A 24039-nucleotide genomic window follows, 5' to 3' on the forward strand; every position below is an offset into this window, starting at 1 on the left:
GGCTTTTTTCTTTCGGAGGCAGCATGCTTTACCGTCTAGCCAGGACTGGCTTTTTTCAACTCGATGCCGAAAAGGCACACGATCTCGCAATTGAAAATTTTAAACGTTTTAATGGCACACCTTTTGATCGTTTTTACCGTCAAAACTTACCACACCGCCCAGTAGAGTGCATGGGTATCACGTTTCGAAATCCAGTTGGTCTTGCGGCGGGTTTGGACAAAAATGGTGAGTGCATTGAAGCATTTGATGCGATGGGATTTGGTTACATTGAAGTTGGTACAGTAACTCCACGGCCACAATCAGGAAATGACAAGCCACGCCTGTTCCGCCTTCTTGAGGCTGATGGCATTATTAACCGAATGGGTTTTAACAACCTTGGCGTTGATAACTTAGTTGAAAATGTGAAACGCGCAAAGTTTGACTGTGTGCTTGGTATCAATATTGGTAAAAACAAAGACACACCGATTGAGAAGGGCGTTGATGACTACTTGATCTGTATGGAGAAAGTCTACCAATACGCAGGTTACATTGCAGTCAATATTTCCTCACCAAATACACCAGGGTTACGCTCGCTTCAATATGGCGAAGCATTAGATGAGCTACTTGCTGCACTAAAAACTAAGCAAGCAGAGTTGGCAGAAAAGCATAGCAAATATGTACCATTAGCGCTAAAGATCGCGCCAGATCTTAGCGATCAAGAAATCAGTCAAATTTGTCAATCATTGATCAAAAATCATATTGATGGCGTTATCGCAACAAACACCACACTTGATCGATCAATGGTAGAAGGTATGAAGTTTGCTAATGAAGCCGGTGGATTGAGTGGCCGCCCAGTTCAACTTCGCAGTACAGAAGTGGTTAAGCAACTTTACCAAGAACTTGGCGATCAAATTCCAATCATGGGTGTTGGTGGTATCGACTCCTACTCAGCGGCTAAAGAAAAGTTGCTTGCTGGCGCCAAATTGGTGCAAGTTTATTCTGGATTTATTTATCATGGTCCAGGTCTCATTAAGAAGATTGTCAAAAATCTTTAGCTCGACAAACTTGACATGAAAATTTGACTTTTTATCGTCAATTTCAAGCAATTACTATCAAGAGGAAAGTCCACTTTCCTCTTTTTTTTCCGTTTTACATTTGTAGAATTTCGCTTAAGCCAAATCGTTATTGCCGAGTAATGTGTGAATAGCTTAGGTCGATAACGAAGCGTAGCCAATGATGTTAGATGGTCTACCTATGTGATTAAACAAAAGCGAGAACGGACATCATGCTTAAGCCTAGCGACAAATGGACATGGTTTTACGACAACACATCATCATGCTTAATGCTTGACCTCGGGGATGAGCTCCTGTTTCGTGCAAACTTAGCATCACGCTGGTTGGTTGACTACGCCTTTCAAAACAATCAATTTACTGTTGATGATGCAAGTGCATTTCAATCCTATCGTGAAAGATTAAGTGAACTGCCGATTACCCCTTATCGCCAAGAAGAGCTGGCACTCTATTGTGTGGCCGCTAAACGTTTTCATAAACCCGTACAACCCAAAAGTTGGTTCTTTGAAGCGCAAGGCTATGATGCGCCTCACCAAGATGGTGATGTCGTGATTCTTAAATCAGCCTACCAAGCAGGGCATTTTATCGTTGTTGAAGCAGGAGAGAGCGCCTCTCTTCTATGCTACGTCGATATTGAGCCAATGACACTAACCGATTCAAAATCGATGAAATTTGGCGATTTTATCAAAGTGATGCACGATAGAATTGCGCCCGCTAATTTTGGTTCTTTGGATTTGTGCCTCCCCATGGCGATGGTCGGTTAGCTGACCATTCCTATCATTAGAGAAGTGCGTTTACCGCACTTTATCGCGCAGTTGCTGCTTTGCAAGCCCCTCCTAAAGACACTCCTTTACGCATAAATCAGCGTGTATTTTTGTTTACGATGAATTTCTCATTATAAGTCCGTGTATCTACGTACCATCTTTTTAATTAATTCCACGTTATCGAGGCGATTTAAGGTAAAACGCGTTTGATTTAGATCATATAAATCAGCATTAAAACTGAGATTTTCCCTCCAAATTAGAAATGTTTTTTGTGCTATTGGCCCGCAATTCCTACCTAGTTTATTCATATATTAGCGAGTAACTTCCTCTTTATGGGGTAAATGTAGCAAAGTTACACACGTCAATTCCATTTGGTATAGTCCAATTTTTATGTGAATATTCATTCACTCCGCAGTTGGCAAGTGCTCACTGTAGTCTCGACCCATAGCAGAGCACTCTATGACGGGCTGACTTACTTTCCTATCTTGTGCTTTGGCGGTGATTGAAAACCTAAGCAATCGTACTCAGAGTCGGGTATACTTAGTGCCATTTTTATTAGCTGCAGAACACTATGAATCAATATCTCGCGGTAACCTCAAACGGACTTGAGAACCTTTTAGTTGAAGAACTCACCAAGCTTGGGATCACCAATGCCAAACCCGTTCAAGCAGGCGTGAAGTTCAGCGCTAGCAACGAGCAAATTTACCGTTGCTGTCTTTGGAGCCGTTTAGCGTCCAGGTTTGTGCGTGTTTTGAGTGAATTTAGCTGCGAAGACGATATGGATTTGTACCTTGCGACATCCGCTATCAATTGGGTCAATCAATTTCATAGCAGCAAAAAATTTGTCGTTGATTTTAATGGTACGAACCGCGAGATACGCAACAGCCAATATGGCGCGATGAAAGTGAAAGATGGGATTGTTGACTGCTTTGAAAAGAAAGGGTTACCAAGACCGAATATTAGTAAAGAGCGTCCGGACATTCGTATTCACGTGCGTCTTCATAAAGATAAAGCCCTTTTGGGTGTCGACATGGTGGGTGCCGGTCTTCACCAAAGGGGTTATCGACCTGAATCTGGACGCGCGCCGCTTCGTGAGACATTGGCTGCAGCGATTATCCTGCGAAGTGGTTGGGATGGCAGCCAAGCCCTTTTAGATCCAATGTGTGGTTCAGGCACTTTGCTGATTGAAGCGGCATTGATGGCCGCGAATATCGCGCCGGGTGTGAAGCGCAAGCAGTGGTGCTTCGAATCTCTAGAAGATTTCGAGCCAGAACTGTGGGCTGAAATTAAATCTGAAGCGAGTGTACAAGCGCGGCGAGGTGTCAAAAATGTTGACACTAAATTCTATGGCTTTGATAACGATGAAAAAGTACTCAACATTGCGCGTGATAATGCTCGAAGAGCGGGCGTCGATTCACTGATTGAGTTTGGTCTTGGTGATGCGGCTACCTTAGTGCGTCCAGAAGGATTTAGTCACGGCGTTGTGGTGTGTAACCCACCATATGGCGAGCGATTGGGAACAGAACCTGGACTAATCGCGCTATATACTGCCTTTGGAGCTCAACTGAAAGCTCAGTTTGGTGGCTGTAAAGCGTCAATTTTTTCTAGCTCGGATGAGCTGTTAAGCTGCTTACGCATGCGCGCAGATAAGCAGTTCAAATTAAATAACGGCGCGTTACCGTGTCACCAAAAAAATTACAGCATTGCTGAACGTAGCGGTAGTGAATTGAATAGTGACGGCACTGCCGCGCTTATCGCGCCGGATTTTGCGAATCGACTCAAGAAGAATATTGCTAAAGTTGCGAAATGGGCAAAGAAAGAGCAACTTGATTGCTATCGTATTTACGATGCAGATTTACCCGAGTACAACGTCGCGATAGATATGTACCTCGATAATATTGTAATTCAAGAGTATGCGGCGCCTAAAACCATTGCTGAAGAGAAAGCAAAACGTCGTTTAACTGACATTATTCGAGCCACTATTCAAGTAACAGGCATTGAAGCGAATAAAGTGGTTTTAAAAACTCGTGAGAAACAGAAAGGTCGCAGCCAATATCAAAAATTGGCTCAAGTTTCTGAGCGCCTCGAGGTGAAAGAATATGGCGTTAAACTGATAGTAAATCTGCACGATTATCTCGATACAGGTCTGTTTCTTGATCATAAAATTACTCGCCGCCGTTTGGGCGAAATGGCAAGTGGTAAAGATTTCCTAAATTTGTTTGCGTACACTGGCAGTGCAACAGTTCATGCCGCGAAGGGTGGCGCGCGGTCAACAACGACTGTTGATATGTCAAATACCTATCTGCAATGGGCAAAAGATAACATGGCCCTCAATGGTCTTGTGGGGCGCCAGCACCAATTCATTCAAGCGGATTGTCTTCAATGGCTTGAGAAGGCAACAGAGCAATATGACTTGATCTTTATTGATCCGCCAACGTTTTCAAATTCGAAACGTATGGAAGAGAGTTTTGATGTGCAGCGCGATCATATTAAGTTAATGCGCAATTTGAAGCGTTTGCTGAGTTCTAACGGTACGATTGTTTTTTCAAATAATAAACGCCATTTTAAAATGGATATGGAAGTGCTTAGTGATCTAGGTTTACGTGCTGAGAATATTTCTAGTCAAACATTACCGCTGGATTTTTCGCGCAATAAACAGATTCATAACTGCTGGCTCATTAGTCATAAAGCCTAGTCGCTAGATTAGGCAGCACTCAAATAATGTGAAGTGGCAGTTAGCTACACTGTCACTTCAAATGGAAAGGGCCAAATCATATCGGGTGGATACCGAGGAAAAGCGGATAAGGAGACAGCCGTGTTAATGCTCTACAGTACCCAAGGTTGCCATTTGTGTGAAATGGCACTTGAATTGATTCAGCAGGCGCGTATCGACGTGAATCTTTCTGTTATTGACATAGCACTCGACGATGCTCTGTTTTCTCGTTACGGCGTCACAATTCCTGTGCTTAGTCTTTCAAATAGCACTGCGGAGCTGTGCTGGCCTTTTGATTTACAACAATTACAACACTGGTTAGAAAGCAATGGCATTACTTACTATCCATAACGGACAGTTGGCATTTGGCGATCATCCGTTACTAGATCACGCAGATTTTGCACTTCAAGAGAATGAACGAGTTTGTTTGGTTGGACGCAATGGCGCTGGCAAATCAACACTAATGAAAGTACTGGCAGGCGACATCTTGATGGATGACGGCAAATTGCAGTTGACGCAAGATGTGGTGGTGTCGCGCCTTGAGCAAGATCCTCCTCGTGCCCAAGCTGGTACGGTTTACGATTACGTCTCAGGTGGGCTGGCGGATGTGGGTGCTCAGCTTAAGATCTATCACGATCTTCTGGATCTTGTCGCTCAAGATCCCAGTGACAAGCACATTAAACAGTTAGCAAAAGTTCAGGAACAGTTGGATCATGCTAATGCATGGCGACTTGAAGATCGGGTCAATAATGTATTAACAGCACTGCAACTGGATGCGAATACGTTGTTAGCTGATCTTTCCGGTGGTTGGCAACGTAAAGCGGCGTTAGCTCGTGCATTGGTCTGCGATCCGGATGTATTGCTGCTGGATGAACCGACTAACCATCTCGACGTAACAACCATTGAATGGTTAGAGAGCTTCCTTAAAGATTTCCGCGGCTCCATCATTTTTATTTCTCATGATCGTGCGTTTATTAAGTCAATGGCGACGCGCATCGTGGATCTTGACCGTGGGCAATTAAGCTCGTTTCCCGGTGACTACGATAATTATCTGATTGAAAAAGAAGAGCAATTGCGTGTCGAAGAGATGCAAAATGCAGAATTTGATAAAAAGCTAGCGCAAGAGGAAGTCTGGATCCGTCAAGGGATCAAAGCAAGACGAACACGCAACGAAGGTCGCGTTCGCGCGTTAAAAAAATTGCGTGAAGAGCGCCAAAATCGTCGAGAAGTGCAGGGTAAAGTTAATTTGCAAATTGATGATGCGGCACGTTCTGGAAAAATTGTGTTTGAAGCTGAAGATCTCCATTTTGCTTTTGAAGGCAAAAAGATTGTCGATGGGTTCAGCTTTAACATCATGCGTGGCGACCGTATCGCATTAATTGGACCTAATGGTTGTGGCAAAAGTACGTTACTGAAACTGCTATTGGGTGATTTAAAGCCAGATAGTGGCCGTCTGCACTGTGGTACTAAACTTGAAGTGGCGTATTTTGACCAATACCGAGAAGCTTTGGATCCAGAGAAGACCGTAATTGATAATTTAGCCGACGGCAAACAAGAAGTTATGGTGGGTGGCCGCGAGCGTCATGCGCTAAGCTATCTTCAAGACTTTCTATTTTCTCCCAAACGCGCTCGCACTCCTGTAAAGGCTTTGTCTGGCGGTGAGAAAAATCGACTGCTTTTAGCGCGAATTTTCCTCAAATCAAACAATTTATTAATTCTCGATGAACCAACCAATGATCTCGACATCGAAACATTGGAACTTTTGGAAGAAATGCTTGCCAATTACCAAGGTACACTATTATTGGTGAGCCATGACCGTCAATTTGTCGATAACACAGTGACAACGAGTTGGATTTTCGAAGGTGACGGCAAAATTGAGGAGTTTGTTGGAGGCTATCATGACGCACAACAGCAGCGTGCGCAGGTGAAAGCCAGTCGCGAAGTGGTGGAAAAACCAACGAAGAAAGCGGTCGCGGTTGAGGAAAGTCCCAAAACTGCGCCAGCAAAGAATACCTCGAAGAAGTTATCGTATAAGCTCCAACGAGAATTAGAGACATTACCTGCCACCCTTGAACAGCTTGAGCAAGACATTGAGCAGCTGCAACAGCAGGTTAACGATGCCACTTTCTTTAGCCAGCCTGTCGATATCACACAACCTGTGTTAGAGCAGTTGACAAAGTTGGAGCAGGATTTAGAAATTGCCTTTGAGCGTTGGGAAGAGCTTGAAGCAATGCAACAGGATAGTCAGTAATCAATGAATCGCAGTATTAAACTCACTACACTCGCATTGGCAATTGCTAGTGCGACCGCAAACGCCGCACTTTATCGTGTGGTTGAAGTCGAAGTTGCTTCAGATGTCGCGGCAACAATTTCTGGTCAGTATGGCGAAAATACGCCATTTGAAGCACGGGGTGTTGCCATTCAACCTAGTGCGTTAGGGGAAAACTGTTTTCAAACAAGTTGCGCCGATGATAGTTACGCAGCCGCAGTAGAAACCCGCATTGCCATTCCAGGTTTTAACTATCGTGAGGAAGTTGCGTTCAATAATGACGTGACATTTTATGACTTCCTTGATGAGGACCATGTTGAGCAGTATTGCTTAAATGAACTAGGTTATGCAACGTGTGATGTTTGGGCTGACATCCGTTGGAATACATGGGTTTCTGAGCTACGGGGTAGCTCTTACCTTAATCCTTCAGAGGATGTGGGTTCGTTTCATTCAAACTCGCTTGCCTTTGTTGAGGGTTTTCCAAGCGCTTATGTGAACGAGTACAACAATGTGATTAACTCGTTAACCATAGATGGTAAAGCGGTGGGCAACCAAAGTGTTGCTGACCTTAACACGCGTGAATTAACCACACGAAATACCGTTGTTGCACCTGTTTTGCCAACCCCTGGTGCGGATGCTGAAGCGTTCTTTCAAACTCGAGCGTGGAAAGCAGATGGCACCTATACCGTCGGCAGTATCTCCCGCGAGCAGAAAAACGATAATACGGATGAAACCACCACTTATATTAGCCGAGGCGCTATCTGGGGCGAGGATGGTGTGGTTGCCGAATTGCCGTGGGGCGCGAGCGTTGGCGCAGAAGATGATGATCGTCTTTCACAAGGCAGTCTGCGTGATTTTATAGTCTCTGAAGATGGTTCAACCATTTATAGCGTCGGCTACAATACATTTCGTTTAGATGGTAATAACTATTTGAACGCGGCGGTGATGAAAGGCTCGTTACCAGCCGCAAACAGCCTTACAGATGTGGCTTGGGTGTTTGAAATTATTAACAATACCAAATCCCTCGATAACGATGATGATTTTGTCTATAGCAACTCTCGCTTAGATAGCGTCAATCAAAATTTAGTCGCAGTAGGTAGCGCGAAACGCGCAGGACGCGTCACCCAAGATGGTGCATCACCAAATCGTTTATTCGTCGTCGACAATATTGCATTTGATGCTCCCGAAGATGTGACTTTGAACGCTCGTTTCTTTAGTGAATTTGGTGGCATTTTCTTCCCGAGTAGTGGTGGTGAAATCGGCGGCATTAACAATTACAACGAAATTGTAGGCACCGCCGATACTGATGACGTTCGTGAAGTGGATGGTAAACCACGTCCTCAGGGGGGCTTTATTTTCCCGTATCAAAGTAATGCATGCTCAGAAGATCCAACAAACGAAGCTTGTGATCGCAATGAGATTTTCGATGGTAAGGCGTGGTTACTTGATGATTTGACTAACGGTGGTGAGTTTTCCGCTGATAACAACCAATTTCGTATTATTGAAGCGTCAGACATCAATGATGCAGGGGTAATTTCGGCAACGGCTGTTATGTGTGAAGGTGGCTATGACTCCACTGCAAGTAATGCATTGTGCCAAGAAGGTCGAAGTAATGCTGAAAAAGTGGTTGCGGTTAAGCTGATCCCGATCCAAGGGGCAACATCAGAAAACATTGTTGTACGCAGTGTTGATAATACGCGTTCGGAGCGTAAAGGCGCAGGGTTAGGTTGGCTCGCGTTTGGATTGCTTGCGTTGCTTGGATTACGTCGTCGTTAAGTTTCATTCACTTTATTGTCAACATAGGCACGGTTTCACAATTTTGAAGCCGTGCCTTTTTTGTCGCTTGAGAAATTTCCCGTGGTGATCGAAACTTATCAACGGAGTCATAAAAACTCCATCAAAGTTTAACACTGAAACAAAGCTCACATTGAGTTTGATGAGGGAAGAACTATGAAGAGACAAAAGCGTGATCGTCTCGCACGTGCACAATCTCAAGGTTATAAAGCAGGATTAAATGGCCGCTCTCAGGACATGTGTCCACATCAGCAGGGTGATGCGCGATCCTATTGGCTCGGGGGATGGCGTGATGCCATTGGCGATAGGGAGTCCGGACTCGGCTTGTACAGCTACAAGTAGCCATTACTAAGCACCACTGAAAATAATTCCCTCATCAGGGAAAATTGAATATTCAATTCGAATGAAAGAAAACGGCTCTCAAGGGAGCCGTTTATGATTGTCGTAGACTAAAAATTTGAGGTGTCTTGAAACAGACCTACTTTCAAATCCTTAGCCACATATATCTCTTTACCGTCAACTAAAACGCGTCCATCCGCCAGGCCCATAACCAATTTACGGTTTACCACGCGTTTCATATTTATCTCATAAGTAACGGTTTTAGCAGTAGGAAGAATTTGGCCGGTAAACTTAACCTCACCAACGCCCAGCGCTCGGCCTTTACCTTTGCCACCAACCCAGCCTAAGAAGAAACCAACCAGTTGCCACATCGCATCTAGGCCTAAGCAACCCGGCATAACAGGGTCGCCGGGAAAATGGCAGTCGAAAAACCATAAATCAGGCGTGATGTCGAGCTCAGCAAGAATAAGGCCTTTACCAAATTCTCCTTCAGTTTCAGACATTTTGGTGATGCGATCCATCATCAGCATGTTTGGGGCGGGCAATTGAGGGTAACCTTCGCCAAACAGCTCTCCTTGGCTTGACGCAATTAAGTCATCACGATTGTAAGATTCACGTTTATTCTGCATTACCATTATACTCCGATGTAAGACCCAAGCATATTAAGTGAACACGTGTAAGCCAAACAACTCCTACCAGTACTAGACAAACCAGTTTTTTACACGTTCAAACAGGGAAATAGGGTGTTCATGACGTTCAAAATTTTCAATCCGTTCAGCAATCGCACCAATCACACTCTCTTCCTCTTCATCACGGAATGGCTTACCCATAATCAGAGGAATGGCATCATCAACGGTTGACACTGGCCAAATGTGAAATTCACCTAGGCGAATACTCTCGACGACTTCCGGATGTAAGGTCAAGTGCTTCAGGTTAGTTGTCGGCAAGATCACACCTTGATGTCCGGTGAAGCCTTGGTGGCGACAAACCTGATAAAAGCCCTCAATCTTTTCGTTCAAGCCACCCACAGCTTGCACACGGCCAAATTGATCAACAGCGCCTGTCACCGCGATTTGCTGATTAACGGGAATTTCCGATAATGCACTCACGAAACTGCACAGTTCAGCGAGTGATGCGCTATCACCATCAACTTCACTGTATGATTGCTCAAACACAATTGAGGCAGAATATGGTAGTGGTGCATCCAAATTAAGTTCACTACTTACAAAGGCTTGCATAATCATCATGCCTTTTGCATGAAGGTTACCGCCAAGTTCTGCTTTGCGTTCAACGTCAGAAATATCACCATCGCCGAAATGGATTACACAGGAAATTCGAGCCGGTTCGCCATATGAGACCGGATGGCCGGCGACATCAATGACGGTTAAGCCATTCACTTGGCCAATCTGCTCTCCGGTTGTTTCGATGATAACTTGGCCACCCAAGATGTCTTCTAGTGCGCGTTGAGGAAGATATGCTTCGCGATAATACTTTTGTTCAAACACACGTAACATGTGTGCATCACGAATCATGTTGCCTTGGCTTTCTTGAGCCGCAAGTGCTAAGTAGTTTTGCAACCAAATCGGAGATAGTGGCAAATAATGTTGATCTTCCGTTTCTCGAGTCCCTGCTGTGAGTAAACGCAGTAAAGCCTCACAATCAAACTCGGGTAACTGGTAACGCTGAGTGATCCATTTTACGTAGCCAGTGTAATGTTCGATATTTGTGTCAGTAAGATGAAAGTCTTCTTCCAGTTCGGTAAACATCATCATATTGCGAAAGCAATCTTCATCAAGGTATTCAACCTCTGCCATTTGCTCGCGGTCGCCAATCACAACTAGCTTTATATCGAACTCTCTTGGCTGAATATTTCGCCGAACTTGATGCTTATTAAACGTAATGGGTTCGATTGGCTCACCAAGGACTGCTGCTTTTATTTGCGGCCACAGCAGAGGATTAGCGATCAGCATATTTGCCGATATAACCAAAAAACCATGATTGGCAGCATCAAATAAACCAGGCTCAATCACTATTTGTTCTTGACTATCAAGGTAATAGTGATCAAACAGAGCTAACCCGTTAATTTTTTCGCACGTAATAATAGGGCGTTCTTGGGCAACGGTTTCAAATGCTTCTGCAACCAATGTGCGATAAATGGGGTTATCACACCCGGTTATCGCTAAAAAGCGAGTATGGCTTTGCAGCGTTGCAAAATGCTTTAGGGCCGATACGAGTCTAGGTTGTAACGCAGTGTAGGGTTGATACGGAATCGATTCAAGATGCTCGAGCAGCGGCATAACACGAGTAAATTGTGGCGTGACCAACTGCCAATCTATATTGTTCATTCATCATTTTCAGTTTTCATGTGTTGGCGGAGTATAGCAAAGAGCATTAACTAATGGCACTGAAGAAAGAAATTGGTGGAAACTTGAGCGAAATCGCGTATTTAGTCAATGCTGTAAATTGTATTACAACCACGATTGAGTTACGCTGTCACTGCAGTGATGAATGGGGCATAGACGATGAAATATCAACAGCTAGAGAACCTTGAGTGTGGATGGAAATGGAACTACCTCATAGGTAAATGGAAAGATGGCGAGGCGATAACACGCTATATTGATAGAAGTGAGGCTGATGCCGCTGTGGCTGAATTGCAATCCATCGAGCATCAGCCAACAAAAGTGCTAAGTTGGATTGATAATCACATGTCTGCCGCACTTGATAAAAAGTTAAAACAAGCCATTCGTGCTAAACGAAAGCGCCATTTTAACGCTGAGCAAGTTCACACCAAAAAAAAATCGATTGATTTGGATTATCGCGTTTGGGAAAAGCTGTCTACTCGGGCCAATGAACTGGGCTGCACATTATCTGAAGCTATTGAATACTTATTGAGCGAAGCGTCTAGAAGCGAGAAAGCAAGCCAGAAAGTGAGCAGTTTAAAAGAAGATTTAAGCAAATTATTAACGAATGACAAATAAAAAAAGGACAGGGTATGTTGTATGTAATTGTGATTGCTGCAGTGGTCATATTTTGGCTTATTTTTGCCGATAGACCGACGTTAAAAATAGATGTTAAGCAGGGTGAGATCGCTGCGTTAAAAGGGCATTGCCCAACCAGTTTTAAACGTAATGTGGTTGAAATTGGTCACCAAACGCCGTTTGATGGCACGATAAAGGTTTACCACCGCAAGAGAGGGGCTCAATTGGTCTTTAGCAAGCCTGTTCCTAAATCTGTTCAGCAGCGCATTCGAAATGTTTTTCCACATCAAGGTTTTCGTAATGATAAGGGCAAGAAGCGCTCCTAAAGTGTTTTTACTGATCATAGGTGCCATTTATCGGCACCTTTTTTATTCCAAAAATCCAACTTACATCAACATTTACCAACAAAAACTTGGAAGCAATCTCCCAAATTACTGACAGCGCCACTTTGAATGCATACACTTATTTCACAATTAGTGAATAGGGTGTTCTTTTTTTGCTTTCTCGTCACAAACGCTTTACGGAAGAAGCGACTCAAGCCGTTCGTCAGATCGATGATGAAGTCACGCTGCGACACGCTAAATGGCTTGTTAGCCATAACCACCGCCTAAACCAGAAAGACGTAGACCAGGTCTTAAGCCTACAGAGCCGATTCTGTGAAGATGTGATCTTTTCAGAAAAAGAACGAATTAACCGCAATCAGAGAATTTTGCTCGAGTGTGAGGGTGCTCGGGTGCGTGAAAAGATACTGCAGCAAGAGAGCCATCAACACACGCTAAAACACGTTGTGCGAGACGTAACCAAGTTGGCTCAACAGAATCTTATTAAAAAGCTACGTCATGAACCATTAGAGAAAAATCTGATTTCATCGTTGCCACAATTTTCTCAATTAGCCGATGTGGCCTATTCCTCATCAACAAGTTTTAATCAATTGAATCAGTTGGTTACAAATGATCCTCACTTAGGTGCCAGTCTTGTCGACGTTGCGTCAAACCGCGTTTTTTCAAAGCGGTTAGGGCGAAAAACTCGTGTTGTAGACGGCCCCAAAATGGCCTTGGGGCAGCTTGGTATCGACCGCTTAAGAATATTGTTGCCACTTTTAATGGCAAGACCGATCCCTAAATGGCGCGATAAACGGATTCGTCATATTGCATCAAAAATGTGGCATCACATGGTCGTCACTGCCAATGTGACGCGGATGCGCTTGGCAGAAGTGAATGCCAAAGAGCCAAATGTCGGCATCCTGATCGGTGTGTTACGAACTTTTGGCCAATACATTGTACTGAATCATTATTGTGCCGCTTTTGAAGATGCTTTGATTGAAACCATGCTGCGTTATCGAAAAGAAAACCGTCAGGAATGTTACTATGCGTGTCCAGATGTTAGTGTCAATTTGGCAGGGTTACCCAGTCTAATTAAACAGTTAGAGGCACCAGTATCGCAACGCTTGTTAGCTGCCATAGAGTGGCAAGACTCAACAAAATACATTAGAACAGCAGTTCAAGAAGATATTAGTGCGATTGACATTTGGCAGCGTAGTCATTTTGGCGCAGCACTAGCACAAGGGCGAGCTTTTTCAATTTTTGATGGCTTGCATTCAAGCCGTGCGTTTAATGAAAAGCACAAGCCGTATTGGTTTTCCAACGTTCAAATTTCTGCCAACAAGGTAAAAGAGTTGAAACTAAAAACCCCAGGTCAACTGACAATGACGTTGTGAATAGCATCAACGATATTATAGGGGTTCAGATAATGGCTTTAAACGTGATGTTTAAAAGATTATCAAGTCTGATATTACAACTTTTAACCTACAACTTTAGTGCGTATTATGTATATTATGTTAAATGAGGTGTCTTCGTGAAGCGGTTCAATACGCTTACATCTGCTCTCTTACCTACTGATATTGCTAACCCACCATTAATGACTCTTTCATCATTAAACATAACCTATTTACCATAAAGTACGTAATATAGATATCATCAAAAGAGTTTGATGATATCTATATTCGTTCATTTATCCTTATTTTTTCAAAGGTCATTGTTCTTATTTAAAGAAAATATCAAAAATGACAGTGTCACGTATCGGTCGTTCTCTGGTATTAATCGTTCAGGTAGAGATGAAATTCAACCAAAGCATTGCCTGTGATCGTCTGAATTTCTATCAATGATTGCTGTTCTGATGAAACCTTTAGGATAATGCGCCATTTGTCTTGTACTGGCACGACAGAATGTTGTTCTTCGAAACTTAGTCTAATTGGTTTGTTACTAAGACCTTTGATTGTCGCATTGGTTTGGTTGTAAATCAGTGAGATCTTTTGGCCACTGACAACTGCATTGCAGGTCTCATTTAATTGGCAACTCACCTGCTCTGAGGGCTCGTAAACTAAGGTTCTCCAACTAAAAGCCCCAATAAGTAAAATCATCATAACCAGAATTTGTACTAGCCTTGCTTTGGTTAACTTTTGTGCCGGCATTATTTCTGTTTTCCTTGTTACAAACTTCAAAAAAATCACATAAAAAAGGGGTTGAAATCCTACACATTAGTTACTGCGCTGTCATTAAAATGTTAATTCCAGTATAGTATTGCGCTGAAAGCACCACTTTTATTAAAAGTTAGACTAAGGATAACTCGCTCAATAGCAAGGTCTTTTGTCCAAGCTTGGGGGTGCTGCGACTTTGTCGTGTTGGAAGTAAAGTGTAGTTAATTAGAAAATGGAAGCATGCAAATGAGCCAAGAAAAGCAGCTCGAACAAAACTACAACTATACTGTTGTGCGTCAATTTACCCTAGCTACTATCTTATGGGGAATTGTCGGTATGGCAGTTGGTGTTTTGATTGCCGCTCAATTAGTTTGGCCACAGCTAAATTTTGATACGCCGTGGTTGACGTACAGTCGTTTACGTCCTTTGCATACTAATGCGGTTATTTTTGCGTTTGGTACAAGTGCCCTCTTTGCAACATCTTACTATGTTGTACAGCGGACCTGTCAAACGCGCTTATTTGGAGGTCCACTGGTTGCCTTTACCTTTTGGGGATGGCAAGCCATTATTGTCGCAGCGGCAATAACGTTACCTCTAGGTTATACCTCAGGAAAAGAGTACGCGGAATTAGAGTGGCCAATTGATATTGCCATAGCCCTAGTCTGGGTTACTTATGCAGTTGTCTTTTTTGGCACGTTAGTGAAACGGAATACATCGCATATCTATGTAGCCAATTGGTTTTTTGGTGCATTTATTATCACTGTCGCGGTGCTACATATTGTCAATAGTATGGCGATTCCTGTGGCTTTGGGTAAATCCTATTCGATTTACGCAGGGGCTGTGGACGCTATGGTTCAGTGGTGGTACGGTCATAATGCGGTCGGATTTTTACTAACCGCTGGCTTCTTAGGGATGATGTATTACTTTGTGCCTAAGCAAGCTGATCGTCCGGTTTATTCTTACCGACTCTCTATTGTTCACTTTTGGGCCTTGGTTTCGCTTTATATCTGGGCAGGACCTCACCACCTACACTACACTGCGCTTCCTGATTGGACTCAGTCCCTTGGCATGGTGATGTCTCTTGTGTTATTTGCTCCGTCTTGGGGCGGCATGATTAACGGAATCATGACACTGTCTGGCGCTTGGCACAAATTAAGAACGGACCCTATCCTGCGCTTTTTAATTGTTTCCCTATCCTTCTATGGCATGTCGACTTTTGAAGGTCCAATGATGTCAATTAAGACGGTTAATGCGCTATCTCATTATACCGACTGGACTATTGGACACGTTCATTCTGGTGCCCTTGGCTGGGTAGCTATGGTCTCAATTGGTTCTGTCTATCATCTCGTTCCACGTATTTTTGGTCGAGAGCAGATGTATTCAATTAGCATGATTAACGTACATTTCTGGCTTGCGACGATAGGAACGGTACTTTATATCGTTGCGATGTGGATTTCAGGTGTAATGCAAGGCCTGATGTGGCGAGCGGTCAATTCTGACGGCACATTGACTTATAGTTTTGTCGAATCGGTACAGGAGTCGTATCCATTTTACTTTGTTCGTTTTATTGGTGGATTTATTTTCCTCGCGGGCATGTTCTTGATGGCTTACAACACGTACAAAACAATCACCGCGCCGCAAACCAGCCCTAAAGCTGTTGCTCAACCAGCATAAGGAGATGGGAAATGAGTACGAATTCAAGTAATCGTCATGAAATCTTAGAGCGCAACGTTGGCCTCCTCGCTATCTTCATCGTTTTCGCCATCAGTTGGGGTGCGCTCGTTGAAATCACGCCATTGATTTTTCAAAAGCAGACGACAGAGCCTGTTCAAAACCTGCGTGCTTATACCGCGCTCGAAATGGAAGGCCGTGACGTTTATATTCGCGAAGGCTGTAATGTTTGTCACAGTCAAATGATTCGCCCGTTCCGTGCTGAAACCGAGCGTTATGGCCACTACTCGGTCGCCGGAGAAAGTGTGTGGGAGCACCCATTTCTTTGGGGTTCTAAACGTACGGGCCCTGATTTAGCTCGTGTTGGTGGTCGGTATTCTGATGAATGGCATCGCGTGCACCTTATCGACCCTCGCGAATTGGTTCCTGAGTCAAATATGCCCGGTTTCCCATGGCTTGAAGATAATGTGTTAGACGGTGAGTTAACACAGAAAAAATTGGAAGTGTTTCGCAATCAATTTGGTGTTCCTTACACCGCTGAACAGATTGCTAATGCAAAACAAGCGGTAGACGGTAAAACAGAAATGGACGCTATTATTGCCTATCTTCAATCGCTTGGTCATGGAATGAAATAAGGGGTGTATATGGATTTTGGAACCATTCATAGCATATATACCGTGATACTTTTTAGTAGTTTTATCGGTATTGTGCTTTGGGCATACAGTAAAAAGCGTAAAGCGAGTTTTGATGAGGCCGCAAATCTGGTATTTGCGGATGAAGTACAAAAACGCCCAGAGGTTGAGGGAGGCACGAAGTCATGACGACATTTTGGAGCCTATGGATTATTGTCATCACAGTCGGTACGTTACTTGGCTGCGCCTTTCTTTTATATTGGTGCGCGACAGATAAAATGGGTGTTGAAGAAGGTGCGGATATGGGACATGAATACGATGGTATTCGAGAGCTCAATAATCCACTACCTAAATGGTGGCTATACCTATTTATCGGCACCTTTGCTATCGCTGCTATTTATCTTGCTCTCTATCCCGGATTAGGCAACTTTAAAGGTTTAATCGGTTGGCAAAGCTCAAACCAAACGGTGCAGACACTTGCAGAGTCTCGCGCTGCTATTCAAGCGGCTCAGAAGAATAAACAATTAGACCAATATGCTAAAGAGCTTGATGATGCAGATACCTATTTCGGTGAGGCATTTCAGGCAATTGCATATCAAGGTGACTCTTTACGCCCTATTCCTGATATTGCTCAGAACCCGGAAGCGTTAAAAGTTGGTCAACGTTTGTTTTTACAAAACTGTTCACAATGCCATGGCTCAGATGCTCGAGGACAGCCTGGCTTCCCCAATTTAGCAGACAACGCTTGGTTATATGGTGGTGAACCTGCGGCCATCGTTACCACGGTGATGCACGGGCGCATTGGACAAATGCCGCCATGGGGAGCGGCTCTCGGTGAGCAAGGTGTTCGAGAAGTGGTCAGCTACACATTGAGTCTTTCTGGCCGATCAGTCAATGCAAAGGAAGCTCTCGCGGGTAAAGCCAAATTTGTTGTCTGCGCCGCCTGTCATGGTACTGACGGTAAAGGCAATCCTGCAGTAGGTGCGCCTGATCTTACAGACCAATATTGGTTATTTGGCGATTCTCGCGCTGCGGTGACCGATACCGTGGTAAATGGACGCTCTGGCGTGATGCCTGCATGGAACGACATCCTAGGTGAAGACAAAGTGCAATTGGTTTCTGCTTACGTTTGGAGTTTAACAAATAACGAGCAATAGTTGCCTGTCTAAGTTAGTGAAATAAACCATGATTAATTAGTAACATTGTGCATCCAGCCCCTATTTTAGGGGCTGGGTTTGTAATACAGTTGTTACGTTTAAGTTTGAGTATTAATGCCATTTGGGCATATGTCTAAGTCATCTTGATGTCTGTTTCGCTCGATAGCGTTTTAAATCGAGTAAGACACACATATGTTGTAGAGAGTTGTTATGATAACGCCTTGGTATAAACAGTTCTGGCCGTGGTTCTTAATTTCATTACCACTGACCGTTATTATTGGAACATTAGTCACTGTTGCCCTATTTGCGCGCAATTCAGTTCATTTGGTTGCTGAAGATTACTATAAAAAAGGCAAAGGCATTAATATTGACATTCGTCGTCAATCGATGGCAAACGACCTAAATTTGTCAGCGTCACTCTCTTCTCAAAATAACGCGATTGTCATTCATTTTTCTAAGGGAAAACTCGACGCGCTACCCGCTTTAAAAGCAACCTTTACGCACAGAACATTACCGGACCGCGATTTTACTCAAATGCTAACGGCCGATGCGAGCGGTAATTACCGCCTGTTTCCAGAGGCCCCACTAAAAGGACCTTGGTTCATTGAGCTTGAGCCTTTTGACAGCTCTTGGTTGTTGCAAGGTCGTATCTCATTCCCCATAGCTCAACCTATTGCTTTAGAAAATTAATTCGGTTGATTGCTCACTATCATTCTATTTTTAAACGCCCTTTGTTTTGGCTTTTGTTTTGGATATGCAATCGATGACGACAAAGCTTTGTTACCACTGCGGTGAAGACGTTCCTAGCCATACTCAATTGAGTACGACAGTTTTGGGCGAACCTCGCGATATGTGCTGCCCTGGTTGTCAGTCTGTGGCCCAGACCATCGTTGAAAATGGCTTAGAATCTTATTACCAATATCGAACAGCGAACGCCGACAAAGTCGATCTCGTACCCGAGCAGTTTAAAGCACTCATTCATTATGATAATGACGATGTGCAGGCCGACTTTGTTCAACAACATGAAGGGTCAAGTCAGGTTCTTCTTTCTTTAGAAGGCGTCTCGTGCGCTGCTTGTGCTTGGCTCATTGAGAAGCAAATTTCGGTTCAACCCGGTGTGGTGTCCATTCGGGTTAATACCACGACGAATCGAGCCATGCTTCGCTGGGACCCAAGTCAAACGCAATTAAGTCACTTGCTGGGCGCTATCCAACAATTAGGTTATAAAGCTGCGCCGTTCGAAGCCGATAAGCAGGAAGCTGTCTACCATCAAACAATGAAGCAATACCTTTATCGATTGGGAATTGCTGGTTTGGCAACGATGCAAGTAATGATGCTTGCCGTCGCGTTATATCTCGAAGTGTTTGGTAGCTTAGAGCCTGAGTTCAAACATTATTTTCGCTGGGTCAGCTTAATATTTGCAACCCCGGTTCTACTCTATTCTGCACTGCCTTTTTATCTTAATGCATGGCGCAGCTTAAAAGGCCGAACCCTCGGGATGGATGTTCCGGTTTCAATTGCGCTGATTTTTGCCTATATCGCAAGCCTCATCGCGACTGTATCTGAGCAAGGCGAAGTTTTTTTTGAATCGATTTCGATGTTTACTTTCTTTTTGCTGGTTGGGCGGTTTTTGGAAATGCGAGCACGGCGTAAGGCTGCTGCTGCCAGTAGTAATTTGTTGAAGTTGATTCCCGCTATGGCAACCAAACTTACGGGTGAAAAAGTCGCCGTAAAGTCATTGCAACCCGATGATGAGATTCGCGTATTGCCAGGTGAACATATTCCAGCGGATGGCATTGTGATTCAAGGTCGTATCCATGTTGATGAATCCATGTTAACAGGTGAGTCTGTTCATCAAGTGAAACAAGCCGGTGACAGTGTTTATGCTGGCACATTAAACGGTGATATCTCGTTTGATCTAAAAGTGCGCTGTACAAAAAATGACTCAATGATAGCCAGTATTGTTCGACTTCAAGATGAAGCTCAGAGCAGTAAACCGAAAATTGCTGAATTGGCAGATGTTGTTGCGCGATATTTTGTGGCCCTGATCTTAGTCATCGCCGCAGCGACTTATGCTTATTGGCATGTACATCAACCTGATGAAGCGTTTTGGATCATGTTGTCTGTGCTTGTTGCTACTTGCCCTTGTGCGCTATCGCTGGCAACGCCAACCGCGTTGACCTGCGCGACTTCACAGATGAGTCAGTTTGGCATTCTACTGCGTCAAGGACATGTATTTGAAACCTTATGCAAAGTGAATCACCTAGTCGTTGATAAAACGGGCACTTTGACTAAAGGTGACATTGAAATTTCACACATTTCTTATGAAGACAACTACGCTAAAACCACCTGCGATGCTGTCGCCCTAGGGCTGGAATCTCACGCTAATCATCCTATCGCTCGCGCTTTTCGCACTTTATCCACCTCACCACTGATTATTGAAAACATTGAAAACGTGATCGGCCAGGGAGTCCGCGGACGATGGCGAGGACATGAAGTCAGGATCGGCAGTGCGCAATTTGCGCTAGGAGAGAGCCGAAATGAACGAAACTGCGTGTTTCTCTCGTTTGACTACCAGCTTGGTGCTCGCTTCTACTATCATGACCCGATCCGTGAGGAGAGCGCGACTTTCATTCAGCAATTTGCAAAGTTGGGTGTAAGAACGACATTACTCACCGGCGATTCATTACAAAATGCAGAGCCCGTTGCGTCTGAAGTTGGCATTGATGAAGTGGTAGTATCTGCCTCCCCCAGTGATAAGTTAAATTATTTGCAAAGCCTTGCCCCCACTGAAATCACCCTAATGGTTGGTGATGGTATCAATGATGCGCCAACTCTCGCTGGTGCACATCTGTCTGTCGCTATGGGCGGCGGCACCGATGTTGCGAAAGCCTCTGCAGACATGACGCTTTTGGGGGATAACCTGCTTAGGTTGATTCAAGCGCGTCAACTTGCGTTACGCACACGCAAGATCATTCGTGAAAACTTGGCGTGGTCACTTGGGTACAATTTACTCATTTTGCCATTAGCGGTGGCTGGTCTCGTCGCGCCTTATGTGGCGGTGGTGGGTATGTCGGCAAGCTCTATCATTGTGGTGACGAACTCTTTACGCCTCCTCAATTCGACACGGCTATGACCGCCCGACTTGAAGTTGTTTGGGTATATAACGCATTGGAAGTTTAAGCATGGAAAGCATCTACATTCTCATTCCCATCGCCATCGTATTAGTGTGCGTCGCGATTGGTATTTTCCTTTGGGCAGTAAAAAGTGAACAGTTTGAAGATCTTGAGCGTCAAGGCCATAACATTTTATTTGACGACGAGCGTCAGCCCGCTTCTTGTAAATCGTCGGTGACAAAAGCACCACAAAATGATGAGAGAAACACTCATGGTAAATAGTGACGTTATTGCTGCTTTAATGATGGGGCTAGTTGGCTCAGGTCATTGCATTGGTATGTGTGGGGGGATTGCCTCTATGCTCTCTATGGGATCTCACGGCCCGACGCCAAAACGAGTGATTATCTATTATAATGTGGGGCGCATCATCAGCTACGCATTATTTGGCGCGTTAGTCGGAGGCGCACTCGCCTCTCTCACTGCTCTTAGTGATCTGAATCAGCCATTGGCGTGGCTGCGCCTTGTTGCTGCCATCTTAATGATAGCAATGGGGCTTTATGTAGGACGTTGGTGGTTTGGACTCCTTAAACTAGAACGACTTGGGCAATCGTTATGGCGACGAATTTCCCCCGCAGCAAAACCGTTGTTACCACTACGCCAACCGTTACATGCGTTGCCGTTAGGATTTATTTGGGGCTGGTTGCCTTGCGGTCTGGTTTATTCGGCACTTTCTTGGGCAGCGGTCGCCGGAAATGCATCGCTTGGCGCGGCAACAATGGCCGCATTTGGCCTTGGTACTTTACCCGCGATGTTCGCGATTGGAATGAGCGGCAGCGTTATCCAACGAATTTTAAAATCCGTCATATTTAGACATATTTGTGCTTTTTTCCTCGTAGGTTACGGTGTTTATATTGGCTACGGTGCTTTGAGAATGATGACTCTACTGGGATAGACTTGCTTGTCGCACGATCTTTTTTGCTGTTCTTTGATTTCAAGCGGTGATAAAATATTGACGTATATCAAATAGTGAAAGGTTGTTATGATTTCTGAAAAACCCGCAACAAAGCGTATTCAATCAGGTGGTTGCGCTATTCATTGCCAAGATTGCAGTATCAGCCAGCTTTGCATTCCGTTCACGCTTAACGAATCTGAACTTGATCAACTCGACCAAATTATCGAGCGTAAAAAGCCCATTCAGAAAGGTCAGGAGCTTTTTAAAGCTGGTGACGAATTGAAATCGCTCTATGCGATTCGTTCTGGCACGATTAAGAGCTATACCATTACTGAGCAAGGTGACGAACAGATCACAGCCTTTCACTTAGCAGGCGATCTTGTCGGTTTTGACGCTATCACTGGTGATTGTCATCCCAGTTTTGCTCAAGCACTTGAAACTTCAATGGTGTGTGAAATTCCTTATGAGATTCTTGATGATCTTTCAGGAAAAATGCCTAAATTGCGTCAACAAATCATGCGTTTAATGAGTAGCGAAATCAAAGGCGATCAAGAGATGATTTTGTTGCTGTCAAAAAAGAACGCTGAAGAACGCCTAGCCGCCTTCTTATACAACTTGTCGACGCGCTTTTCTCAACGCGGTTTTAGTCCGCGAGAGTTCCGCTTAACAATGACCCGTGGTGATATTGGTAATTATCTTGGGTTAACCGTCGAGACGATTAGTCGCCTACTTGGACGATTTCAAAAATCAGACATTTTAAGCGTTAAAGGAAAGTACATCACCATATTAGATCACGATGCACTGAAAGAACTCGCCGGCGTCAGTAAAGACTAAACACGAAAAAAAGCAACTCACTGGAGTTGCTTTTTTTTATGTTACACCCAAGTAACCTCCAGGTGCGAGTTTACTTGGGTGTACTGTCACATCTTTCACCAATTTCTGGCACTTATAACCCCAAAAACCTCGTATAACTCATTCTATTTCGTCATTTTTTAAGCTACATTGATTTCAGAGCTGAAAGACAAGGTAGGTTAAATATGAGTATTTACAGTCGAATTCTCGTCGTTGCAGATATTAATAATGATGAGCAACCTGCACTTGCTCGTGCAATGAAATTAGCAAGCAAGAGTGTTTCACAAAGTCGAGTTACGTTCTTTCTCTCGATTTATGATTTCTCATACGACATGACATCAATGTTATCGATTGATGAGCGGGATGCGATGCGGCGTGGCGTCATTCACCAACGTGAGCAATGGATGCGAAAAATTGCGGCGCCCTACCTTCTCGACGGTATTGATTTTGACGTTAAAGTGGTCTGGCACAAGCGCCCCTATGAAGCAATAATCGCTGAAATTTTTGCTAATGGTCATGAGTTGTTGGTAAAAGCAACGCGTAAGCACGACGTGCTTGAGTCGGTTATTTTCACGCCGACGGATTGGCATTTACTGCGCAAATGTCCAACTCCGGTACTGCTGATAAAACAGCAAGAGTGGCCTGAAGAAACCAACATTTTAGCATCAGTTCATGTCGGTTCGGAAAACCCAATTCACCTAGAACTGAATAACATTATGGTCGAAGATGCGCTGAGCATCGCTGAACGCCTAGGTGGGACTCCCTACTTGGTGAATGCGTATCCTGCAACGCCGACCAATATCACGATTGAGTTACCCGAGTTTGATCCAAATACCTATACCGATGCGATGCGGGGATACCATTTAACCGCGATGAAAGCGTTGCGCCAAAAGCACGGCATACCTGAAGAGCAAACATTAGTTGAACAAGGTTTACCTGAAGATGTGATCCCGGATGCGGCAGACAAACTCAGCGCGTCAATGGTGATTTTGGGTACAACCGGGCGCACGGGACTTTCAGCCGTCTTTATCGGTAACACGGCAGAGCATGTTATTGATAAGATTAATTGTGATGTTTTGGCGCTGAAACCTGCTGGTTATGTTAGCCCGCTTGATCCAAATCTAGCCAGTTAAGTGAACTTACCTTAGCGGTATTTTTCATAATTTTGATAACGTCCCTCATCCCTTGTGATGGGGGATTTTTCGTTCTAGACCTAGCAAATTAAGAATTAATCCGTATCATACCCACTTTCTTTGTTTCGATGTAACTGGCAATCG

23 protein-coding genes are annotated in these 24039 nt (G+C 44.2%); 20 read left to right on the forward strand and 3 right to left on the reverse strand.

The genetic code is table 11. The features are described 5' to 3' along the window. Positions 1–23 precede the first annotated feature (23 nt). The 7 genes from pyrD (at position 24) to rmf (ending at position 8931) form a co-directional block, all read left to right on the forward strand. Positions 24–1034: a quinone-dependent dihydroorotate dehydrogenase gene (pyrD, locus tag HGP28_RS06515; protein WP_168835650.1), complete on the forward strand. Its 1011-nt coding sequence runs from the start codon at positions 24–26 to the stop codon at positions 1032–1034. 230 nt (positions 1035–1264) lie between these two features. Next, complete coding sequence (locus HGP28_RS06520; protein ID WP_168835651.1) at positions 1265–1813, forward strand: cell division protein ZapC; 549 nt, start codon at positions 1265–1267, stop codon at positions 1811–1813. Between the two features lie 571 nt (positions 1814–2384). Beyond that, entirely contained in the window at positions 2385–4508 is a 2124-nt protein-coding gene (gene rlmKL, locus HGP28_RS06525) for a bifunctional 23S rRNA (guanine(2069)-N(7))-methyltransferase RlmK/23S rRNA (guanine(2445)-N(2))-methyltransferase RlmL (RefSeq protein WP_168835652.1), read from the forward strand. A 120-nt stretch (positions 4509–4628) separates the two neighbouring features. Beyond that, complete coding sequence (locus tag HGP28_RS06530) at positions 4629–4877, forward strand: glutaredoxin family protein (RefSeq protein ID WP_343033825.1); 249 nt, start codon at positions 4629–4631, stop codon at positions 4875–4877. After that, positions 4855–6777: an ABC transporter ATP-binding protein gene (locus HGP28_RS06535; RefSeq protein ID WP_168835653.1), complete on the forward strand. Its 1923-nt coding sequence runs from the start codon at positions 4855–4857 to the stop codon at positions 6775–6777. The genes HGP28_RS06530 and HGP28_RS06535 overlap by 23 nt, the downstream gene beginning before the upstream one ends. 3 nt (positions 6778–6780) lie before the next feature. Continuing rightward, a complete protein-coding gene (locus HGP28_RS06540; RefSeq protein ID WP_168835654.1) occupies positions 6781–8571 on the forward strand; it encodes a DUF3466 family protein in 1791 nt (596 codons plus the stop codon). Positions 8572–8745: 174 nt separating this feature from the next. Continuing rightward, a complete protein-coding gene (gene rmf, locus HGP28_RS06545; RefSeq protein WP_168835655.1) occupies positions 8746–8931 on the forward strand; it encodes a ribosome modulation factor in 186 nt (61 codons plus the stop codon). Between the two features lie 107 nt (positions 8932–9038). Here the strand turns inward: rmf and fabA are convergent, their stop codons facing one another. Beyond that, a complete protein-coding gene (gene fabA / locus HGP28_RS06550) occupies positions 9039–9557 on the reverse strand; it encodes a bifunctional 3-hydroxydecanoyl-ACP dehydratase/trans-2-decenoyl-ACP isomerase (protein ID WP_168835656.1) in 519 nt (172 codons plus the stop codon). Positions 9558–9629: 72 nt separating this feature from the next. After that, positions 9630–11273 carry a S16 family serine protease gene (locus HGP28_RS06555; RefSeq protein WP_168835657.1) on the reverse strand — a complete coding sequence of 548 codons (1644 nt, stop codon included), beginning with the start codon at positions 11271–11273 and terminating at the stop codon, positions 9630–9632. 177 nt (positions 11274–11450) lie between these two features. Here HGP28_RS06555 and matP point away from each other — a divergent pair, with 177 nt between their 5' ends. From matP to HGP28_RS06570, 3 genes are all read left to right on the forward strand, one after another. After that, positions 11451–11906 (forward strand): macrodomain Ter protein MatP, encoded by a 456-nt coding sequence (gene matP / locus HGP28_RS06560; protein WP_168835658.1) that lies wholly within the window; start codon positions 11451–11453, stop codon positions 11904–11906. 14 nt (positions 11907–11920) lie between these two features. Beyond that, positions 11921–12232: a DUF3634 family protein gene (locus tag HGP28_RS06565; RefSeq protein WP_168835659.1), complete on the forward strand. Its 312-nt coding sequence runs from the start codon at positions 11921–11923 to the stop codon at positions 12230–12232. A 170-nt stretch (positions 12233–12402) separates the two neighbouring features. After that, positions 12403–13623: an HDOD domain-containing protein gene (locus tag HGP28_RS06570; RefSeq protein ID WP_168835660.1), complete on the forward strand. Its 1221-nt coding sequence runs from the start codon at positions 12403–12405 to the stop codon at positions 13621–13623. Between the two features lie 378 nt (positions 13624–14001). Here the strand turns inward: HGP28_RS06570 and HGP28_RS06575 are convergent, their stop codons facing one another. Continuing rightward, the gene (locus HGP28_RS06575; RefSeq protein ID WP_168835568.1) at positions 14002–14376 is read right to left on the reverse strand and encodes a hypothetical protein; all 375 of its coding nucleotides are present in this window, start codon (positions 14374–14376) and stop codon (positions 14002–14004) included. A 252-nt stretch (positions 14377–14628) separates the two neighbouring features. Here HGP28_RS06575 and ccoN point away from each other — a divergent pair, with 252 nt between their 5' ends. From ccoN to uspE, 10 genes are all read left to right on the forward strand, one after another. After that, a complete protein-coding gene (gene ccoN / locus HGP28_RS06580; protein WP_168835661.1) occupies positions 14629–16056 on the forward strand; it encodes a cytochrome-c oxidase, cbb3-type subunit I in 1428 nt (475 codons plus the stop codon). A gap of 11 nt (positions 16057–16067) precedes the next feature. Then, on the forward strand, positions 16068–16688 hold the full coding sequence (ccoO, locus tag HGP28_RS06585; protein WP_168835662.1) for a cytochrome-c oxidase, cbb3-type subunit II: 621 nt from the start codon (positions 16068–16070) through the stop codon (positions 16686–16688). 9 nt (positions 16689–16697) lie between these two features. Further along, positions 16698–16874 carry a cbb3-type cytochrome oxidase subunit 3 gene (locus HGP28_RS06590; protein ID WP_168835663.1) on the forward strand — a complete coding sequence of 59 codons (177 nt, stop codon included), beginning with the start codon at positions 16698–16700 and terminating at the stop codon, positions 16872–16874. Continuing rightward, positions 16871–17842 (forward strand): cytochrome-c oxidase, cbb3-type subunit III, encoded by a 972-nt coding sequence (gene ccoP, locus HGP28_RS06595; protein ID WP_168835664.1) that lies wholly within the window; start codon positions 16871–16873, stop codon positions 17840–17842. The genes HGP28_RS06590 and ccoP overlap by 4 nt, the downstream gene beginning before the upstream one ends. Positions 17843–18052: 210 nt before the next feature. Further along, positions 18053–18532 (forward strand): FixH family protein, encoded by a 480-nt coding sequence (locus HGP28_RS06600; RefSeq protein ID WP_168835665.1) that lies wholly within the window; start codon positions 18053–18055, stop codon positions 18530–18532. A 73-nt stretch (positions 18533–18605) separates the two neighbouring features. After that, positions 18606–20978, forward strand: a complete 2373-nt coding sequence (locus tag HGP28_RS06605) for a heavy metal translocating P-type ATPase (RefSeq protein WP_168835666.1) — start codon at positions 18606–18608, stop codon at positions 20976–20978. 49 nt (positions 20979–21027) lie between these two features. Beyond that, a complete protein-coding gene (gene ccoS / locus HGP28_RS06610) occupies positions 21028–21240 on the forward strand; it encodes a cbb3-type cytochrome oxidase assembly protein CcoS (RefSeq protein WP_168835667.1) in 213 nt (70 codons plus the stop codon). Further along, positions 21230–21910 carry a sulfite exporter TauE/SafE family protein gene (locus HGP28_RS06615; RefSeq protein ID WP_168835668.1) on the forward strand — a complete coding sequence of 227 codons (681 nt, stop codon included), beginning with the start codon at positions 21230–21232 and terminating at the stop codon, positions 21908–21910. The genes ccoS and HGP28_RS06615 overlap by 11 nt, the downstream gene beginning before the upstream one ends. Positions 21911–21997: 87 nt before the next feature. After that, positions 21998–22744, forward strand: coding sequence for a fumarate/nitrate reduction transcriptional regulator Fnr (gene fnr, locus HGP28_RS06620; RefSeq protein ID WP_168835669.1), 747 nt, complete (start codon positions 21998–22000; stop codon positions 22742–22744). A gap of 203 nt (positions 22745–22947) precedes the next feature. Then, positions 22948–23895, forward strand: coding sequence for a universal stress protein UspE (gene uspE, locus HGP28_RS06625; RefSeq protein ID WP_168835670.1), 948 nt, complete (start codon positions 22948–22950; stop codon positions 23893–23895). The last annotated feature ends 144 nt before the right edge of the window (positions 23896–24039 follow it).

Origin of the sequence: Vibrio agarilyticus (assembly GCF_012641465.1) — a bacterium.
GTDB lineage: Bacteria > Pseudomonadota > Gammaproteobacteria > Enterobacterales > Vibrionaceae > Vibrio > Vibrio agarilyticus.

Bases quoted from the DNA above. Each gene is read 5' to 3' on its own strand.
- pyrD (WP_168835650.1), top strand. From the start codon at position 24: ATGCTTTACCGTCTAGCCAGGACTGGCTTTTTTCAACTCGATGCCGAA.
- HGP28_RS06520 (WP_168835651.1), top strand. From the start codon at position 1,265: ATGCTTAAGCCTAGCGACAAATGGACATGGTTTTACGACAACACATCA.
- rlmKL (WP_168835652.1), top strand. From the start codon at position 2,385: ATGAATCAATATCTCGCGGTAACCTCAAACGGACTTGAGAACCTTTTA.
- HGP28_RS06535 (WP_168835653.1), top strand. From the start codon at position 4,855: ATGGCATTACTTACTATCCATAACGGACAGTTGGCATTTGGCGATCAT.
- HGP28_RS06540 (WP_168835654.1), top strand. From the start codon at position 6,781: ATGAATCGCAGTATTAAACTCACTACACTCGCATTGGCAATTGCTAGT.
- rmf (WP_168835655.1), top strand. From the start codon at position 8,746: ATGAAGAGACAAAAGCGTGATCGTCTCGCACGTGCACAATCTCAAGGT.
- fabA (WP_168835656.1), bottom strand. From the start codon at position 9,557: ATGCAGAATAAACGTGAATCTTACAATCGTGATGACTTAATTGCGTCA.
- HGP28_RS06555 (WP_168835657.1), bottom strand. From the start codon at position 11,273: ATGAACAATATAGATTGGCAGTTGGTCACGCCACAATTTACTCGTGTT.
- matP (WP_168835658.1), top strand. From the start codon at position 11,451: ATGAAATATCAACAGCTAGAGAACCTTGAGTGTGGATGGAAATGGAAC.
- HGP28_RS06565 (WP_168835659.1), top strand. From the start codon at position 11,921: ATGTTGTATGTAATTGTGATTGCTGCAGTGGTCATATTTTGGCTTATT.
- HGP28_RS06575 (WP_168835568.1), bottom strand. From the start codon at position 14,376: ATGCCGGCACAAAAGTTAACCAAAGCAAGGCTAGTACAAATTCTGGTT.
- ccoN (WP_168835661.1), top strand. From the start codon at position 14,629: ATGAGCCAAGAAAAGCAGCTCGAACAAAACTACAACTATACTGTTGTG.
- ccoO (WP_168835662.1), top strand. From the start codon at position 16,068: ATGAGTACGAATTCAAGTAATCGTCATGAAATCTTAGAGCGCAACGTT.
- HGP28_RS06590 (WP_168835663.1), top strand. From the start codon at position 16,698: ATGGATTTTGGAACCATTCATAGCATATATACCGTGATACTTTTTAGT.
- ccoP (WP_168835664.1), top strand. From the start codon at position 16,871: ATGACGACATTTTGGAGCCTATGGATTATTGTCATCACAGTCGGTACG.
- HGP28_RS06600 (WP_168835665.1), top strand. From the start codon at position 18,053: ATGATAACGCCTTGGTATAAACAGTTCTGGCCGTGGTTCTTAATTTCA.
- HGP28_RS06605 (WP_168835666.1), top strand. From the start codon at position 18,606: ATGACGACAAAGCTTTGTTACCACTGCGGTGAAGACGTTCCTAGCCAT.
- ccoS (WP_168835667.1), top strand. From the start codon at position 21,028: ATGGAAAGCATCTACATTCTCATTCCCATCGCCATCGTATTAGTGTGC.
- HGP28_RS06615 (WP_168835668.1), top strand. From the start codon at position 21,230: ATGGTAAATAGTGACGTTATTGCTGCTTTAATGATGGGGCTAGTTGGC.
- fnr (WP_168835669.1), top strand. From the start codon at position 21,998: ATGATTTCTGAAAAACCCGCAACAAAGCGTATTCAATCAGGTGGTTGC.
- uspE (WP_168835670.1), top strand. From the start codon at position 22,948: ATGAGTATTTACAGTCGAATTCTCGTCGTTGCAGATATTAATAATGAT.